This is a genomic window from Lichenihabitans psoromatis, from assembly GCF_004323635.1.
Lineage (GTDB): Bacteria > Pseudomonadota > Alphaproteobacteria > Rhizobiales > Beijerinckiaceae > Lichenihabitans > Lichenihabitans psoromatis.
Window position 1 is genome coordinate 3,369,269 of the sequence record NZ_CP036515.1, and the last position, 18,417, is coordinate 3,387,685.

Genomic DNA, 18,417 nt, shown 5'->3' on the forward strand with positions numbered 1-18,417 from the left:
CCACTCGGTCTGGCATTCATCACCTCATCAACTCCGACGTGAGCCGCGACTGGGGCCAAAGAGAGGTTTGGGAAAGGTCCGGCTCCAAAATCATGGGCCTCGGTGCAATGGCCTCGAAACTCTTGGCCAACCTCTCGGCCGAGACCATCGCCGCTCGTGCGTTAGGCGAAGTCCCAGAACCGAGCAGCTCCCGTGAGTTCTCCCCGTCGGTCGCTGGTGTTCGAAAGACGAGAAACCGGGTCAATCCACCAATTTCCCCGACCGACAGCTGAAATGCGTCGGTGCCGCACGTTAACTCTCCATTGGGCGTCATTCTCCACATCAAATGCTGCATGGAAGTCCCCCCTTTAGAAAAAGTGTCCCAAGCTAGCATCGTGGCCCGACCACGGTCCCAGAACATTACTTGCTGTGCCAGGCTGAGGAACCATCGGAATCTACCTACTGCGATGACCCAAACGGAGAATTCGCAGCGCTTTCGGTCCGCGCGAGTCTCTCGGCGTCGTCAGAGGCCCTATGCCTGGTGCCAAAGCTCCAGCGTGGTACGGCTTCTAGCTGACACCCGCCGACACAGGCCTGCAGCTTGCTTCGGTTTTTCCCTTCGATTGATGAATGCCTGTGACGCTTCGACTTTCAACGTCGATCTCGAGCGGAATGCCGCGTCGGAGCTCATAGGGTTCTCCACCGATGAAAATCGTCATCGGCTCTCCGGCCTCCAGCGTGGCTTCGATCAGGGTTTTGGCTTGTTCGACCCTGACCTTCAGCGTGCGGCGGCGCCACTGGACGCTGAAGGCAAGGCTGGTCCAGCCGCGGGGCAGTTTCGGGTCGAGCGCGATGCCGTCGCGGCGGACCGACAAGCCAGCAAAGCCGAAGACGGCCATAATCCAAAGCCCTCCAAGCGCCGCAATGTGGACGCCGCCGTCGATTGCCACTTTAGTGTCCGAGAGGTCGATCGCGGCGGTTTCCAGGAAATAGCGGAGTGCCGCTTCGCTCGCGCCCAAGCGCGCGGCCACGAGGCCGTGCATGGCTTTGCTCAATGAGCTGCCATGGCTGCACCGGTGCTCATAGTAGCGGAAATTTGCCACCGCGCTCTCGCCTCTGAATTCCTCCGGCAGTAAGCCCAAAAGCGCGACGACATCGGCCTGCTTGACCACCTGTGATCGCTGCGTCCGCTCCCGCCCCAGCACCACGTCCATCGGGACCGAGCGGCCCGCGTAGTCAGCAAGATCAATGTCCTCGAGCACAAAATAGCCCGCGAACTGCTCGAACAGACCGGTTTTCGGATCGAGCCCGGTCGCGATGGTGTCCGCCACGGCCCGCCACCGCTTAAGTTCGGCCTCGTCGAGCTTCAAGCGTTCGGCAAGGTTGGCCCAGCGATCTGGCCATCGCTTCCTCAACAATGCTGCGACATCGATCGCGCGGTGGATGTTCCACCGCGCCATGACGTTGGTGAAGGCGTTATCGTCGATATGCTCGTGATATTCGTCGGGTCCGATGACGCCACGGATATGGCATAGCCCGTCTGCTTCGGGCTGGGCACGGCTTGTCCAGAACCGCCCCGTTTCCAGGAGGATCTCGGCCCCGGCGTCGAGCAGAAAGTCCTCGTCCCCGGTGGCTTCCCAATAATGCCAGACCGCATAAGCCACGTCGGCGCTGATGTGCTGCTCCTGCGTGCCGCAGAGGATCTTGATAATCGTGCGATCCGGACCAACCGCCTGCGTCGGCGTCATCTCGGCCCCTGTGTCGGCGGATTCCCAGGCGTAGAAGGCGCCGCGCCAACCCATGCCGGCCGCCTTAGCCCGCGCGCCATCGAGGGTATGAAAACGGTACATCAACAAGGCACGCGCCGCTTCGGGCCAGGTCAGGGTGTAAAAAGGCAGCAGGAAGATCTCGGTGTCCCAGAACACATGGCCACGATAATCGTCGCCGGTCAGCGCGCGTGCCCCGATCGAGACGTGCTCGTCGTCCGGATTGGCGGCGCTATTCAGGTGATACAGTGCAAAGCGGAGGACTTTCTGCGCCGTCGCATCACCTTCGACCGTGACGTCGCTGAACTGCCAGCGCGACGACCAGACCGCATCATGAGCCGCGAGCATGCCGCGCCAGCCGATCCGTTCTGCATTCCGGAGCTTGTCCCGGGCCGCATTTCCCGCATCGATGGTCTTGACGTCGCTGCGGACGATCGCGACCGACCGCTCGAAACACACGGTTTGGCCGGGCTGCGTGGTCCACGACCAAGCCCATTTGAATTGACCGAGAGACGTGGGCTTAACATCACGGCCATCGATCTGGAGTAACGCTGCGGCCGCCATCCCGAGGCCCTTGCCGGAATGGGCGGTATGCCAAACTCCCAGTTCCTGATCCAAATGATCGCTCAGCAGCCCCAGGCCAACGCCTTCGCAAGAGGCCTCGACCGTGACATCGACTACACCGGTCTCAACCATCATGTGAATCAGTTGCAGCCCAAGCCCGCGCTCGCTCATCGAGACCAGACGTAAGGTCTTCAGATGAAGGTTGAGGTCCGCCGTCTTCAATCGGCTGCTTTCACTAAGCAAGGCGCCTCGCCGCACGTCCAGCGTCATGCGATGCGACAGTACTTCGCCGGGGTGACGCACCATCGGCACGCCGTTGACCAGAAGACGCACCTGCAACCAATCCGGGGCTGGAACGAGCCCCGGTGTCGCGTGCTCGGTATCGGGAGTGTCGAACAGTCCGGCCACATAGGTCCGGGCCGGAGCGACCCAGCGGGTGCCACGGGTCGTCGCGCGTCCACCCCTGACGCCGAGAAAGCCGTTGCTGATCGCGAAACGCGACTCGACACTGGTTTCGCGAAGCGGATCGAAGCCATCCGCGATGAAGACCCAGGCAGGGTCGGCAGTCGGCGCGAGCAGTTGGTCCATGCTTTTCGGCCCGGTCATGCCGCCACCTGGCGAAGTCGGACGCCCGTCAAGGCGTCGATGGCAATGGCGTCGAGGCTCGTCACGACGAGATCGGCGCCAGCCGCCTGCAGCAGGGCTGCATCGTCCTGGCGGGCGACGCCGAGCGCTCCCATGCCGCCGCTGCGGGCTGCCTCAATTCCGGCGGGAGCATCCTCGACGATGAGGCAGTTTGCTGGCGCGACGTGCAGGGCCGCCGCAGCCAGCAGGAAGATCTCCGGATCCGGTTTGCCCTTCTTGACATCGCGCCCGCAGACATTGGCATCGAACATATCAAGCAGGCTCTCGCCGGAAGGCAGACGGATGGTCTTCATCATCCCGTTGGCGTTCTTCGAGGACGAGGCAACAGCGATGGGCCACCCCAGCGTACGCACCGACGCGACGAAACGGAGCGCATCGGGGAAGGCCTCGACCTCTCCGGCCGCGATCAAATCCTCCAGGCGTTTCTGCTTCCGCGCGGCGTAGACGGTAACTTTCCGCGCGGCATCGGGCACCCCGAGCGCCTCCAAGGCCGCGCGAGCCCCGGCGAGGCGCGGCTTGCCCGCGACCTCGGCCTGGTACAGGGCGGTCGTGAAACGGCCCGGATCGGCGAAGCCTTCCAGCGCCTCGCGCCAGGCTTGCTCATGCGGGGACGCCAGCAGGACGCCGTCGACATCGAAGATGACAGCCGTCAGCTTTGCGGACTGCGAGGGCGGATTCGGTGAAGCGCGATCGTTCATGGGATGGGACCTTGAGGGCATGGCGAGGCCGTCAGGCCGTCAGTTCGCGCCGGATGGCCTGGAGTTGCTGCTGGCGCTCGGCGCTGACCTTGGGATAGCTCATGTCGAGCCCCTCGAGCGTGTCGACCACGATCTGGGAGACAATCAGGCGGGCATTCTCCTTGTCGTCCGCCGGAACCACATACCAAGGTGAATGCTCTGTGCTCGTTGCACTGAGGCACTGTTCATAGGCGGTTTGGTATTGCTTCCAGGACTTCCGTTCCTCGACGTCAGCGAGGCTGAATTTCCAGTTCTTGTCGGGCTCGTCGATCCGCGCCAGGAACCGCTTGCACTGTTCGTCCTTCGACAAATGCAGGAAAAACTTGACGATGCGGGTGCCGTTCGCGTGGAGGTGCTGCTCCAAATCGACGATCGAGCGATAGCGGTCGTGCCACATCTTGCCGTCGTGGCGGGGCGCGTCCGGGATGCCTTCGCTGTGAAGAATGTCGCGATGGACCCGGACGATCAAAACTTCCTCGTAATAGGAGCGGTTGAAGATGCCGATCCGTCCCCGTTCCGGCAGATCGCGGGTTGTGCGCCAGAGAAAGTCGTGTTCCAGTTCGGTCGCGCTCGGGTGCTTGAAGCTGAAGACCTGACAGCCCTGCGGATTGACGCCCGACATCACATGCCTGATCGCGCCATCCTTGCCGGCCGCATCCATGGCCTGAAAAATCAGCAGCACGGCGTAGTGGTTAGACGCGTAGTGCATGTGCTGCAGCGCGCTTAATTTCTCGATATGTTCCGCTAGAAGCTGCTTGTACTGCTCGCTCGATTTGTAGACGGGATCGGTGACGGTCGGCCATTGCTTGAGATCGACGTTGTCGCCTTCACGCACCCGAAAGTGCTTTGTATGGATTTTCATCGTCGTTCCTTCGGCTGTTTGTGGCACATCGTCCGTCGTCGCTGCGCGTGTCCGCGTCTGACGCGCCGACGGCTTCAGGCTCTCACGCGGCGGCTGCGGGCGTAACGACGGTTTTGCCGGCACCTTGTGGCTGACTGTCCTTCCTCGGCTTCTCGTCCTTCTTGACGTCATCGAGAATGCGATAGGTGAGCAGCTTTGCCCGATCGTTCACGAGCGCCCAGGCCAAGGCATAGCCCCAAACCAGCAGGGCCCAATACCAGGCCAGAGGAGTCACCAGGCCGAAGCCAAAGATCGCAATCAGGGTCGCGACTACCTGGGTTCCGAGCACCGCCATCCAGAGAATCTTGGCCGGGCGAATGGACCAGAACGGGCCGCGCGTCCGCGTCAGGAAGATGGTGAGATGTCCGGCGACCGACAGCTTCAGATACATGAGCGTCTGGATATGCGGCCGGTCGATGTGAAAGACGCGCTCGCCAAGGTAGAATAGGCCAAAGGCCGAGATCACGCCGAGCACGCCCAGGACCGTGGACACGCCGAGGACCACGCGCATGTTCCAGGCTTCGGGCTCGTCCCTGTACTGGACGTTGTCGTAGGCGATCGAGAGGATCGCTCCGTCGTTCAGCAGCGCCAGCATGACGATCATGACTGCCGTGAGCGGATAGAAGTTGAACACCAGGATCGCGAGCGTCATGAAGAACAGCACCCGCAGCGTCTCGGCGATCCGGTAGATCGCATAGCTGTTCATGCGTTGGAAGATGCGGCGACTTTCCTTGATGGCGTCGATGATCACCGACAGGCCCGGGGTCAGCAGCACGATCGAGGCGGCCGCACGGGCCGCATCGGTGGCGCCCGAAACCGCGATCCCGCAGTCCGCCTTCTTCAGCGCGGGCGCGTCGTTGACGCCATCGCCCGTCATGCCGACGATGTGCCCGCGCTTCTGAAGCACGTCCACGATGTGGAACTTGTGCTCGGGAAACACCTGGGCGAACCCGTCCGCGTCCTCGATTGATTTGGCGACCGCCAGGGTTTCGTCGCGCTTGGCGTCGCCGAGGCCGGCGCCGTCGAGGATATCGGCTCCCATGTCCAGCGTCTTGGCGGTCTCACGGGCGATGGCAAGCGCGTCACCGGTCACCATCTTGATCTTCACGCCCATTTGGCGCGCGGTGGCGACCGTGGCTTTGGCGTCCTCGCGCGGGGGATCGAATAATGACAGGACGCCGACCAGCTGCCATTTGCCATCGCCATCCGCACGGGCCACGCCGAGCGCGCGGAAGCCGCGCGCCGCGAAATCGTCGACCGCCTTGTCGATGGCGGTCTTCACGGCCGCGGCATTGTCCGCCATCTTGAGGATGACCTGAGGCGCCCCCTTCGCCACCTTGAAGGTGCTGCCGTCCGCGGCCTTGACGGTCGCCTCGGTTCGCTTGTGCACGGCATCGAACGGCGTGAAATGCAGGACCTCATAGGCCTGCAACACTTTAGCATCCTTCAATCCGCCCAGGACCGCCAGATCGATGGTGTCGTCATTGTCGGCGCGCGAGGCGAGCGCGGCATTCAGGACCACCTGATCTGCCGTCATGTCGTCGACGGCAAAGGGGTCGCCCAGCGTCAGCTTGTTCTGTGTCAGCGTCCCGGTCTTGTCGGCGCAAAGCATGTCCACGCCAGCGAGTTCCTCGATGGCCACAAGGCGGCTCACGATCGCCTGCTTCTTGGCGAGCAGGCGCGCCCCGACCGCCATAGTGACCGATAAGACGGTCGGCATCGCCACAGGAATGGCCGCGACCGTCAGCACCAGGGCGAATTGCAGGGTCGAGAGGATCGGGTCGCCGCGGTAGAGCGCCACCGCGATGATGACCGCCACCAGGGCGACAGCCAGAACGATGAGGTAGTTGCCGATTTTCAGCACGGCCTTCTGGAAATGGCTGACCGTGACGGCCGTCTCGACCAGTTCGGCGGTCTTGCCGAAATAGGTCTTCGTCCCCGTGGCATAGACCAGCGCGCCGATCTCGCCGCGCCGCAGGATAGAACCGGAAAACACCGCGTCGCCGGGTTTCCGCGTGGCGGGCAACGATTCTCCGGTCAGCGCCGACTGATCGACAGAAATCTCGTCGCCGTCCAACAACCGGGCGTCCGCCGGCACGATATCGCCCAGGCGTAATCGAATGACATCGCCCGGCACCAACTCCCGCGCGGCCGGCGTCACCCATTTGCCATCCCGCTTGACCCTGGCTTTGATGGCGAGCCTCGCCTTCAGCGCCTCGATGGCATTGCCGGCTTGGCGTTCTTCCCAAAAACCCACGCAGGCATTGGCGACGAGCAACAAGAGGATGATGAAGAAATCCGGCCAGTGCCGAACGACTGCTGAAAGCACGACCGCAATTTCGATCATCCAGGGGATGGGACCCCAGAAATACGAGAGGAACTTCAGCAGTGGATTGACGGTCTTCTCGGCGATCTCGTTCGGCCCGTATTGGGTCAGCCGCTTGTCTGCCTCGGACTGCGTGAGCCCATCCGGCGACGAGCCGAGCCTGTTCTCGACCTCCGGCAGGGGAAGTGTCTTGAGATCGTCGGCGGCCTTAATGGTCGGATCCGATTTGGCATCGCGAGCCTTCGCCTGATCCTTGTCGAGCGTCGCCATGGGGCTCTTCCAGTTTTCGTGCGCAAAAGGGGGCCTGGGCAGCGTGAGGTCGACGGTCGCTCGCGCCGACCCGAAGCCAGCTAACGCTATGCACCGGGCGCTGCGTTCGAAAAGGATCGGAAACTACTCAGCGGCGTCGATTATCGCGTTGAAATCCGCGGCATTCAGGCTGGCGCCGCCGACCTCGGGCAACGACAGGATCGCGCGTGCGTTGGACAGCTTGACCGATCCGCCATAGCGGATTCTGATCGCGTTCCCCGCGACCTCCCCGAACCGATCCGTGAGGCACTGGCGGATGTGGTCGTGCATCTCCACGATCTCACTCGCGGCCGGCATGTGACCGCTGCCGATCGCCCAGAGCGGCTCATAGGCGATCGCCAGGGTATCGGGTCCCGCCAAATCTTGCGGCACGCTGCCGGCGATCTGGCCGCCGCAGGTCGACAGGGCGAGACCGTCACGCCGCTGAGCTTCGCTCTCGCCGATACAGATGATGGCCACGAGCCCGGCGCGCCACGCCGCCGTCGCCTTGGTGGCCACGACGGCATCGGTCTCCTGGTGATAGCGCCGCCGCTCCGAGTGGCCGACGATCACCGTAAAGGCGCCCGAATCCTGGGCGTCGCAATCTTCTCCGCCAATAGGGATACGGCCTGAGGCGGTCTGCACGGCGCGTGAGATCAAGGTGGCGGGGACGCAGATCAGCGTGTCTGCTTTCGGCGGCGTCGCCGCGACCGACGTGGCCACGGCCTCGATCTCGGCAAGCTGAGCGGCCAGCCCGTGCATCTTCCAATTTCCCGCGATCAAGCACCGCATGGCATCCTCATCGTGGGTCGGTCTTGCTTGTGGGCCGGTCGATGCGGGTGCCCGAAAGCGCCCGCGGACTGACGCTATTGTCCGTGGTTTGCGTTGCCGTTGGTCAGGGCAAGTCCCGCCTCGCCGTTGGCCGGGAGAATCAGTGCACCGTTCGCGGTCGCCGGTTTGCCGGCTTTTGCCGCGATGTCGAGGAACGGCTTGATGATGTCGATGGGCATCGGGAACACCACGGTCGAGTTCTGTTCGGCGCCGATCTCCGTGAGCGTCTGCAGGTAGCGCAATTGCATGGCGGCTGGAACGCTCGACAGGATCGTGGCCGCATTGACGAGGGTTTGCGAAGCCTGGAACTCGGCTTCCGCATGGATGACCTTGGCGCGTCGGTCGCGCTCGGCCTCGGCCTGTTTGGCGATGGCGCGCACCATGTTGTCGGTCAGCTCGACCGTCCGGATCTCGACGTTGCTGACCTTGATGCCCCAGGCTTCCGTCTGGGTGTCCAGAATGCTTTGCACGTCCGTGCTCAGCTTCTTGCGCTCGGACAGCATTTCGTCGAGTTCGTGCTGCCCGAGCACGGCGCGCAGCGTGGTCTGGGCCAACATCGTGGTGGCGGACAGGTAGCGCTGGACCTGGATGATGGCGCGCTCGGGGTTGACGACATTGAAGTAGAGCACCGCATCGACCTTCATCGAGACGTTGTCGTGGGAGATCACATCCTGACTGGGAATCTCGACGACCTGAATGCGCAGGTCGACGCGGACCATTTCCTGGATGAAGGGGATGAGCAGGACGAGGCCCGGGCCCTTCACGCGATCGAACTTGCCAAGCGTAAACACCACGGCGCGTTCGTATTGTCGGAGAATCCTGATGCTCATGCCGAGCAAGATGAACGCCGCGAAGATCAGGATCGGGATCAGATAAAACGAGAGAAGACCCATTGTCATCGTCCTTCAAAGGAGAAGCGAGTTCGCCTTCAGCGGAGTGAAGATTGACGAACAGATCGATCTGGCACCTTCAAGGTCTGCGGTGGCAGTTTGGGAGGTTGGCTTAGACGGTCTTCAAGACTTACATCATGGCAAGATGCTGCGGCGGTAGGGTCGGAAACTACTCAGTTCGACGATCGCCTTAGGTAGAGCCGCATACAACGGCATTGGCCAACGTCGCAGCACTGTGGTCAGACCTGTCGCCGTCCGCGGCTCGCTCCCCATTTGCGCTTACTGCGGCGTGATTACGAAAGCCCCTGTGATCCATTCGGACCGCCAGCGCAACGGATCCTCCGACTCTGCGGCGGAACATGCTATCATTCTTTGCTGCTGGCGAACGAGGACCCTCGACGATGCCAGAACCACTGAACCAACATGCTAAGGGAAAGCGCCCCAAGTCGGGCCGGCGATCGACGTTGTCGCGCGGCCCACCGCCCACCGTTGTGCCCCGCTTTGCCGTTGTCGGGATCGGAGCTTCGGCAGGTGGGCTCGGTGCCTGCACGAGGCTCATCGACGCCATGCCAGCAGAAAGCGGCGTCGCCATCGTGCTCGTGCAGCATCTCGAGCCGAACCACGCCAGCATGATGGTGGACTTGCTCGCCACCCACACGGCGATGACGGTCCAAGAGGCGAGTGATGGGCTCCGTCTCGAACCAGACCATCTTTATGTCATTCCTCCTGGGCGATATCTTTCGGTGCGCCAGGGCGCCCTGCACCTCACAAAGCCGAAAACCCAACGCGGTGCGCGCCTACCTTTCGATGTCCTTCTGCATTCGCTCGCCGAGGACTGCGGCGAGCGTGCAATCTGCGTGATCCTGTCGGGTACGGGAACCGACGGTAGCCTGGGACTTGCCGACATCAAGGCGAACGGTGGCTTCGTCATCGCACAGGATCCGATCGAAGCGGATTACGACGGCATGCCGCAAAGCGCGATCGCGACGGGCGGGGTCGATCTCGTGCTCCCAGTCGGCAAGATCGCCAAGGCGCTCCTCGATCACACGCGACAAGGATCAGGGCGCAAACTCGCGGCGGTCGCTCTCGCCTCACCGCCAAAAACGGGGGACCTCCCCGAGATCATCGAACTACTGCGGCGACGAACGGCGCACGACTTCACAGCCTACAAGACAGGAACGCTGGAGCGACGGATCCAACGTCGGATGGCCATGGTCTCCATAGAAACCCGCGACGTGAGCCGCTACGTCGAGCGTCTCCGGGGCGATGCCAATGAACTCGAATTGCTGGCCAAGGACCTTCTGATTAACGTCACGGGGTTCTTCCGCGATCCGGCCGTTTTCGCCTATATTGCGAAAAACGTAGTCCCCGATCTGGTCCGCGACCAAGCGCTGGAGCAGCCGCTTCGCATCTGGATTGCCGGGTGCAGCACGGGCGAAGAAGTCTACTCGCTGGCCATGCTGTTTCGGGAGGCGATCACCGCCGCCAAGAGGGAGATCAAGATTCAGATCTTCGCCTCCGACGTAGATTCGGATGCCGTCGCGCGCGCGCGCGAGGGCCTTTATCCCGAGGCGATCGCGACCGCCGTGTCACCTCAGCGGTTGGCTCGCTTCTTTGTCAAGGAGGACCATCATTATCGGATTCGGGCCGATCTGCGCGCTCTCGTGGTGTTCACGGTTCAGGACTTGCTGTCCGACCCACCCTTCTCGCGGCTAGATGTCGTTTCCTGCCGCAACCTGATGATCTATCTCAGCCCCGAGGCACAGGGCAACGTCATCTCCCTTCTCCACTTCGCCTTGCGTCCGGGCGGTATTCTCCTGCTCGGCAGCGCGGAGACGGTCGGCCGGGCCGAGGGGCGTTTCGAGCTGATCGCCAAATCCGAGCGTCTGTACCGGCGCATCGGGCGAAACCGGCCGAGCGAGTTTGCGTTTCTTAAAGCAGTGCCGGAGGCCGTAAAGCCCATGGCGCGCGTCGAAACTCAGGCGGCGCCCTCACGCCAAAGCGTTTTGGCGCAGCTCTGCCAGAGGCGGGTGCTGGATGCGCATGCTCCGGCGACGATCCTGGTGAACCACCGGCACGACTGTCTTTTCTCACTTGGCCCCATCAATCGCTTTCTGCAGGTGGTGCCGGGCCAGCCCAGTTTGGACTTGCTCGCCATGGCGCGTCCTGAGTTGAGGACCAAACTCCGATCAGCTCTAAAAAGGGCCATCCGCGAGAACGCCGGCATTGTGATCCCGGGTGGCCGGATCATCGAGGGGGGCGAGACGCTCGCATTCAGCATCGATGTCCAGCCCCTAGTGAGCGAGGGCGAAGAGCTCCTGCTGGTCTGCTTCGTCAACGCGCCGCAACACCAGCCCGAGCACCGCGCCCTCGCGGTGGCGAGCGGGTCACCGAGGATCGCCGACCTCGAACGCGAGCTAGACGCGACGCGACAGGAGCTCGAAGACGCGAACCGCGGCCTGGATGCCTCGAGCGAAGAGCAGAAGGCCATTGACGAGGAAGCCTCGTCGGTCCGCGAGGAGTACCAGTCGACGAACGAGGAACTGCTTGCGTCCAAGGAAGAATTGCAGGCGCTGATCGAAGAGCTGACGGCCTTGAACAGCCAGTTGCAGGAAACACTCGAGCGGCAACGCACTACAACGAACGATCTCCAGAACGTGCTTTACAGCACGGATGTCGCGACGCTCTTCCTCGACACTTCCCTGAACATCCGGTTCTTCACGCCGGCCACAAAATCGTTGTTCAGCATCATCCCAGGTGATATTGGCCGCCCACTCGCCGATCTTCATGCTTTGGCCAGCGACGGCGCGCTCGCGCTCGACGCCGCTGCGGTGCTGCGGGACGGCTCTCCCGTCGATCGGGAAATAGAGGGGCAGAAGGGGACATGGTTCGAGCGGCGGATCCTGCCGTATCGCACCCCAGACAGAGGGGTGGAGGGGGTCGTCATCACTTTCACCGATATCACAGACCGGAAGATCGCCGCAAAATCGCTGCAGTTCTCGCAGCAGCAAGCTGAGACCGCGAACCTCGTAAAGTCTCGATTTCTGGCGGCCGCCAGCCATGATCTTCGCCAGCCGCTTCAGGCCCTAAAGCTGATTCGAGGGGTATTGGCCAAGAGGATTGCGGAGCGACGGACGGAAGAAGCCCTGGTCCTCGTCGCCAGACTGGACGACACGGCGTCCTCGATGTCGATGATGCTCAACACCCTGCTCGACATCAATCAACTTGAGGCTGGTACGGTCCGGACGGAGGTGACCGCCTTCCCCATCAACGATCTTCTCGATCGATTGCGCGACGAGTTCAACTGGCACGCTGGCGAGCAGCATCTTGGCTTCCGCGTCGTCCCCTGCAGTCTATTGGTCGAAAGCGACCCGCAACTGCTCGAGCAAATGATGCGCAACCTCCTGGCAAACGCGCTGAGATATACCGACCATGGCAAGGTTCTGATGGGGTGTCGACGGCATGCTGACCGACTCAGCGTCGAGATTTGGGACACAGGCATCGGGATTTCGGACGAGGATTTGGAGGTTATTTTCGAGGAATACCACCAGGTCGATAACGACGCGCGGGAGCGTGACCGTGGGCTCGGCCTGGGGCTTTCCATCGTCAAGCGCCTGGCAAGCCTCCTAGGGCATCCGATTCGCGTCCGCTCCACGCCGGGAAAGGGCTCGGCTTTCATCGTCGACGTCGGTCTTGCCCTCCAAGGCAACGCCATTCGGCCTGCGGTCCCCATGCGGCCAAGATCTTACGGATCGCCGGCTGACGCTCAGAAGGGTACGATCCTGGTCATCGAGGACGATCCGGCCGTGCGACAGTCGCTCGCGCTCTTCCTTCAGGACGAGGGTTATCGAATTGCAACCGCCTTCAACGCCACGGCGGCGCTCGACCTCGTTACCCGGGCCGAGGTTGTGCCTGACCTCATTCTGACGGACTACAACCTTCCCAACGGACTCAGCGGGCTGGAGGTGAGCGTCAAACTCGGTGACGTGCTCGCGCGGCGTGTCCCAGTGATCATTTTGACCGGGGACATTTCGACACAAACGCTGCAAAACATCGCCGACAGCGACTGCGTCCAGCTGAACAAACCAGTCAAGCTCGACGCCCTGATGGATGTCATCCAACGTATGCTGCCCGACCTGCCGGCGCCTCCGCAGCCACGCGCGCCAGCGACCGCGAGCTCCAAGCAAGGTGTTGCCGACTCGACCGTCTTCGTGGTCGACGACGATGACGCGGTCAGCGCCGCGATGCGCCTCGTGCTCGAGGACGCCGGACACAGTGTGAGGGTGTTCATCTCCTGCGAATCCTTTCTTGAGGTTTACCAGCCGGGACATGGTGCGTGTTTGCTCATTGATGCCTACCTGCCCGGCATGGATGGGTTTGAACTCCTGCGGCGGCTGCGAGCCGCTGGACACCTGCTCCCCGCCATCATGATCACGGGGCGCAGCGACGTGCCCATGGCGGTCAGGGCGATGAAGGCCGGCGCGTCGGATTTCATCGAGAAGCCGGTCGGGCGCGACGACCTGCTCCTGGGGGTCGCGCGCGCACTCGACCAATCCCACGACGAGAGCAAGCTTTTCGCTTGGCGGGAGAAGGCCGCCCACCAGGTGTCCGACCTCACGCCGCGCCAGCGACAGGTCATGGGCCTCATTCTCGCGGGCCACCCCAGCAAGAACATCGCGGCGGACCTCGGCATTAGCCAACGCACCGTCGAAAACCACCGCGCGTCGATCATGAAGCGAACGGGTTCGAAATCCATGCCGGCCCTGGCGCGCATGGCCATGGCCGCTAGGGCAGTTGACACCAGCAGACCGCCCGAAGAGGCGTTCACGGTCGAGGAAGCACTCTGATCGGCCTACCGGATCATGTGGATTCGACCAGTTGGATGGCAGCCCAGCGGCCTTGTGCCGATTGAAAAGCCCGGCGGCCACCCTGCCAGCGCAAACGCTCGACCTCGGCTGTCATGTCGGCATGACCTCCCACACGCGTAGTTCAAGGCTGACCAGCCCTGATCGCTCTTGGCTCAAGCCGCGTGGAGGACTGGTTTCGACCTTGAGCGAGGAAACCAGCAGGTGAAGGTGGTTCCCTGTTCCTCGGACGAAGTGACATGGATCTGCCCGCCGTGGGCTGCGACGATCTCCTGTGTGATGTAGAGGCCCAGCCCCAAATTCATCGACGCATGCTGACCGGTCGTCGCCGTTGCGCGGGTCAAAGGATCGAAGATCGAGCTTAACTTCTCGGCCGGGATCGGGACACCCCTGTTGTGGACCGTCAAGCTGACGGAATCCTTGTCGCTTGTGATACCAACTTCAATCGAGGGATCTTGGAATCCATATTGGATGGCGTTGCCGAGCAGGTTCGAGAAGACCTGTCCGATGCGGGCTTTGTCCCATTCACCCGTCATGTCAGCGGGAGATACGTCGAGCCTGATGTCCCGCGACGGATGCCCGGCCCTTATCTCGTCGACCATCTGATGGGCGACGTAGCCGAAATCCATTGCGGATCGGACGATCGGGAGCGAAGCGCCAAACCTCGCGCGCGTGACATCCGTGAGAGTGTCGATCAGTCCGCCGATCCGGCCGGCACAGTCGGACATGGTTCCCACGAGCATCGACTGGCGTTCGTTGAGCGGTCCGATGCGCGGCATGAGTTCGGCCGACAACATTATAGCCTGCACCGGACTGCGAAGGTCATGCCCTAGGATGCCGATGAACATGTCTTTCGACCTCAGCACCTCGTCAGTGTAGTATGTCGTCGACTCCATCAGTTCCTGGTCGATGGCCTCGTTGAACCTCGTCAGGTCCTCGAAGTCCTTCCCGTCCATGAGCGGTTTCGATCTCCTCCAGAGCTTGATCACGCTTGCCCGCAAAGCCCGGTACTCGGAGGTCATCTGACCGATGTTGAAGCCACCCGAAAGGCGCAACGCCGCGTGGGTTTCCGCGGCCGTTCTGGTTGGGTCTCGGGCCTTCTTTCCCCTGGACTTGATCGCTTCTTCCTTGGGCGTCTGGTCCGACTGGATGTCGGCGACGATGAATTTCAGAATGAGATGGATGTGGTCCCGCAAGGCCAAGGGGGTCATGCCGTCGGACGTCGGCGTCAAGGTTCGTGCAAAGTTCTCCCATTCGACGACGATCGGCTTGATGTTCTCGGACATGAAGGTCGAAAGGCGTCTGCGACCCTCACTCTCACCCGAGTGCGGCGAAGTCGAGATGGTCTCTGCCTTCGGGTTCATGGAACTCCTGTCAAATCCGTTACTAATCTATAATAAGATTTTTTGTCCCCTTGCGAAAATGCATACTGATTATGCGCATACGGCTGCGGCATGCGCCAGCCTCGTGCCTCGTTCTGTCAGCCCGACAGGCATTAATCGTTTTCTACGGCAATTCGAATTTAGGACGGCGCCGTTTCTATCGAACGACGCGGTAAATGCTGGGGCGCCGAGATCTTGGGCATGTCCGTGATTTCCGGCGTAAGTACACGGCGACAGGCGACAAGCAGGGTCGCAGCCCTGTTGCTACCGAAAAACTCCCGGCCACCGTGGTGAATGCCCTGATTGTCGTTCATTTGCACAGTCTGAGTATTTTCCGATCCTACCGGCCAGACGCGAAATCTGCAGTTTGGGTACGGATGCCGAGCAAGCTGTGCGGGCGCCCACAGTTGGTCGATCGCGATTTGCCGGGGGGTCAATCGTTGCGTACTGGGGGAAGCCAATGTTGGATTGGGATGACTTGAGGTTCTTCCTTGCGATCGCCCGCGCCGGCAGCCTGTCGGCCGCCGCGAAGCGGTTGCATGTGGCCCAGTCGACGGTGGGGCGCCGCCTCGCATCGTTGGAATCCAGTCTCGGCGTCCGCCTCCTGAATCGGACTCCAGACGGATACGTTCCTACGCTAGCCGGGGACGACGTGCGCCATCAGGCGGAACGGGTTGAGGCGGAAGCGCATGCGCTGGAGCGGCAAGTGGTGGGACACGACCTGCGCATGGCGGGCCAGGTCCGTGTCACCTGCGCCGAGACGATCGCCAGTAACCTCGTCGCGCCCTGCCTCGGGACGTTGCACGAAACGCAGCCGGACATCCTGATTGAACTGATCCCGGACCCAAAGGATCTTAGCCTTGCGATGCGTGAGGCGGACATTTCCATCCGGCTCAGACCGCCCGTCCAGCACGATCTCGTGGTCCGCCGTATCGGCACGCTCGCCTACGGACTTTACGCCAGTCCAGGGTATCTCGAGCGGAGTGGCGAATGTGACTACGATACCGGCTGCGCCGGGCACTGGCTGATCACCCAGCTCGAAGGGATCCAGGACGCAACCCAGACGGACTGGCTCGCCGATCTTGCGCCCCGCGCGCGCATCGCCATCCAGACCAGCAGTCATGCCGCCGCTCTCGCGGCCGCAAAGCAGGGCGGAGGCCTCGCCAGCCTCGTCCGCTTCTGCGCGGACCAAGAGCCCGGGCTCGTTCGGCTGAGGAACCCGCCGCTACGCGCCCCGATACCCAGCACGGGCATCTGGCAGGTCGTGCATAAGGACAATCGCGACACCCCTCGGATCCGGTTCGCCCTCGACCACATCACGAAATGGGTCAGGAAACGCGGCGACGAACTCGATCCCGTGCAAGACCGGCTCGATCTTGCGCCGGCCTTAATGGCAGGTTGAACGGGCGGAGGAGACCCTGACGGCGCCGATGGTGACGCAGGTGCGCGCGGGTTCCCGGCGAATGTGACCTCGGATGGCATGCTCCGTCGGACCCGGCCGGTGGTTTTTGTAGAACACACAGCGATCGCTAACCAAATGATATATGAGCAGCCGTTTGCGTAGTTCGCTCATTGTCTTCCTGGCGACGTAGATCCTTCACGGAAGCGGCGAGCGCCTCAATCTCGTTCTGCTGCACGATCGCCCTTCGGATCTTCGAGCTGTTCGATCGCAACGGACTGGCGTCCGAGGCTCAGGAACAAACGAAGGCAGCGGTCGTCCAGCCCAGGGCGGGTTCAACGGAAACGCTGAGCGGCGGCGTGAAGGCAACGTTCGCGCCGGCCGACTTGGCGATCTGGACGTGACAGTCTCACCCTCATTGGCCAAGCGCCACGGCCCCGGCGGCCGTGGCGCTTGGCGAGACCATGCAGGGTCTAGCCGGGCAGGTACTCGTGGACAGCCTGTCGCTTGGATTCGACACTGTGGATTCGGTGTTGACGCATGGACTGTCATTTAAAAAGTCCGACCTCCGGTTAAACGACGATCGCCAACCCATCCATCGTCAGGGGCCCGAATCCACTCGAGGGACAACGAAGGGCTGCTTTTACGCACTCATTTCTCCGGAGCATCCTGACCGAAAACGGCCAAGCTCGCGCATTCACGGTAAATCACGCTGCCAACAAGCAAACGTTCTGAATGTCTGGGTCGGGTCAGGTGTAGCCGTCCAGTTCCGGAATGCCGTTTACCGCAATGATCGGCCGCGCTGCAGATCACGGGCGAGTTCCTGCGCGTAGTCCGGGTGCCGCTGCGGTGGCGCTGATCGCTGATGGGCAATCTCACAAGACATGGCCGCCCAAGGCACTTCGACGTAGGATGAGGCCAGCTGAGCGAGGCGGCGCGCAGTTTAGGCCTTTCCTATGCAGGTCTCCACCAGCACAGTCGCCGAGCGCGGAGTGCCGTAGGGCAACCCGACTATAGAGCCTTCCTGTATCTGGTCGCGGAAGCAGAGTTATATTGATGGGAATCGGCTATATGGGATTGTTGGCGCGCCGCCGACCTTGATGGGTTCGTCACCTATGTCGAATTGGCGCATGCCATCAGGCGGTGCGATCGGGCAGGGCGGGCTATCGCGGCCGCTGCCATGCTCGCCTGACACCCTTCGCGTAAAAAGCTCCCGTGAACCGACCCACGATAATCGCGCAATCCATCAAAAAGCGTGTTCATGCCATTCAGGCCGCGCTTAGTCGGCGGCTCGCAAGCTCCTGATCAATGACGACAAGACCGCCCACCTGATCCTCGACGCTGCGGCTGCTTTGCAAGCTGCAGACGAGGCGCGCCCAATGCGGTTTCAAGCGCATGTCGCCTTGAGTTCGAAGTCCGCTGTATCGGCTGGGAACACTCGTCACTTGGATCCATTGCCACTTTTGTTTCACGGCAAATGTAAACGTTCTCTGGTTCATCCGTTCTACACAGGCACTCAGGCCGCTATCGTGCAGGCTTTGGCTTCCTGCTCGATCAGCCATGCGGTCAGCGTCGTTCGTCGAGCGCAGGTCAGGCGGCCAACCTTAAATGTCGGGATCGTCCTTTTGTCGGAGAGGTGGCGCGCCTGGGGGACTTTGAGGCCGAGGTGATCCGCGATGGCAGGCATTCCGTAGAGGAGATCGGGGGTCTGTGACATCATGATCGAAGAGTCCTTGTCGTGCTCATGTCGCGTCGAGTTGCGAGCAGGCTTTCTCAAGTAATTGATAACGCTTGCAAACGGTATCACGTGCTTTGGAAATGATTTAGCCGCTTCAAGAGTTAAT

The 18,417-nt window shown here is 62.0% G+C and carries 10 protein-coding genes; 2 read left to right on the plus strand and 8 right to left on the minus strand.

What is annotated here, in order from left to right:
* Positions 1–548: 548 nt before the first annotated feature.
* From EY713_RS15690 to EY713_RS15715, 6 genes are all read right to left on the minus strand, one after another.
* On the minus strand, positions 549–2,915 hold the full coding sequence (locus tag EY713_RS15690) for a glycoside hydrolase family 65 protein (RefSeq protein ID WP_131116455.1): 2,367 nt from the start codon (positions 2,913–2,915) through the stop codon (positions 549–551).
* Complete coding sequence (locus EY713_RS15695; protein WP_131116458.1) at positions 2,912–3,652, minus strand: HAD family hydrolase; 741 nt, start codon at positions 3,650–3,652, stop codon at positions 2,912–2,914. The genes EY713_RS15690 and EY713_RS15695 overlap by 4 nt, the downstream gene beginning before the upstream one ends.
* 31 nt (positions 3,653–3,683) lie before the next feature.
* Positions 3,684–4,553, minus strand: coding sequence for an ADP-polyphosphate phosphotransferase (locus EY713_RS15700; RefSeq protein WP_131116462.1), 870 nt, complete (start codon positions 4,551–4,553; stop codon positions 3,684–3,686).
* Between the two features lie 82 nt (positions 4,554–4,635).
* Positions 4,636–7,188, minus strand: a complete 2,553-nt coding sequence (locus tag EY713_RS15705) for a plasma-membrane proton-efflux P-type ATPase (protein ID WP_131116464.1) — start codon at positions 7,186–7,188, stop codon at positions 4,636–4,638.
* 123 nt (positions 7,189–7,311) lie between these two features.
* On the minus strand, positions 7,312–7,998 hold the full coding sequence (locus EY713_RS15710; RefSeq protein ID WP_131116467.1) for a triose-phosphate isomerase family protein: 687 nt from the start codon (positions 7,996–7,998) through the stop codon (positions 7,312–7,314).
* A 74-nt stretch (positions 7,999–8,072) separates the two neighbouring features.
* A complete protein-coding gene (locus tag EY713_RS15715; protein WP_210215280.1) occupies positions 8,073–8,936 on the minus strand; it encodes a slipin family protein in 864 nt (287 codons plus the stop codon).
* 557 nt (positions 8,937–9,493) lie between these two features.
* Between EY713_RS15715 and EY713_RS15720 the strand changes: the two genes are divergently transcribed.
* The gene (locus EY713_RS15720) at positions 9,494–13,774 is read left to right on the plus strand and encodes a CheR family methyltransferase (protein WP_245572748.1); all 4,281 of its coding nucleotides are present in this window, start codon (positions 9,494–9,496) and stop codon (positions 13,772–13,774) included.
* A gap of 173 nt (positions 13,775–13,947) precedes the next feature.
* Here the strand turns inward: EY713_RS15720 and EY713_RS15725 are convergent, their stop codons facing one another.
* Positions 13,948–15,156: a sensor histidine kinase gene (locus EY713_RS15725; RefSeq protein ID WP_131116475.1), complete on the minus strand. Its 1,209-nt coding sequence runs from the start codon at positions 15,154–15,156 to the stop codon at positions 13,948–13,950.
* Between the two features lie 496 nt (positions 15,157–15,652).
* Here EY713_RS15725 and EY713_RS15730 point away from each other — a divergent pair, with 496 nt between their 5' ends.
* Entirely contained in the window at positions 15,653–16,576 is a 924-nt protein-coding gene (locus tag EY713_RS15730) for a LysR family transcriptional regulator (protein ID WP_165491154.1), read from the plus strand.
* 1,513 nt (positions 16,577–18,089) lie between these two features.
* On the opposite strand, the gene EY713_RS15735 is transcribed toward EY713_RS15730, so the two are convergent.
* Entirely contained in the window at positions 18,090–18,293 is a 204-nt protein-coding gene (locus tag EY713_RS15735) for a DNA-binding protein (RefSeq protein WP_131116481.1), read from the minus strand.
* Positions 18,294–18,417: the final 124 nt, after the last annotated feature.

Coding starts and splice junctions, on each gene's coding strand:
- EY713_RS15705 (WP_131116464.1), bottom strand. CDS start 7,188: ATGGCGACGCTCGACAAGGATCAGGCGAAGGCTCGCGATGCCAAATCG.
- EY713_RS15690 (WP_131116455.1), bottom strand. CDS start 2,915: ATGACCGGGCCGAAAAGCATGGACCAACTGCTCGCGCCGACTGCCGAC.
- EY713_RS15735 (WP_131116481.1), bottom strand. CDS start 18,293: ATGATGTCACAGACCCCCGATCTCCTCTACGGAATGCCTGCCATCGCG.
- EY713_RS15725 (WP_131116475.1), bottom strand. CDS start 15,156: ATGAACCCGAAGGCAGAGACCATCTCGACTTCGCCGCACTCGGGTGAG.
- EY713_RS15710 (WP_131116467.1), bottom strand. CDS start 7,998: ATGCGGTGCTTGATCGCGGGAAATTGGAAGATGCACGGGCTGGCCGCT.
- EY713_RS15695 (WP_131116458.1), bottom strand. CDS start 3,652: ATGAACGATCGCGCTTCACCGAATCCGCCCTCGCAGTCCGCAAAGCTG.
- EY713_RS15720 (WP_245572748.1), top strand. CDS start 9,494: ATGCCAGCAGAAAGCGGCGTCGCCATCGTGCTCGTGCAGCATCTCGAG.
- EY713_RS15715 (WP_210215280.1), bottom strand. CDS start 8,936: ATGACAATGGGTCTTCTCTCGTTTTATCTGATCCCGATCCTGATCTTC.
- EY713_RS15700 (WP_131116462.1), bottom strand. CDS start 4,553: ATGAAAATCCATACAAAGCACTTTCGGGTGCGTGAAGGCGACAACGTC.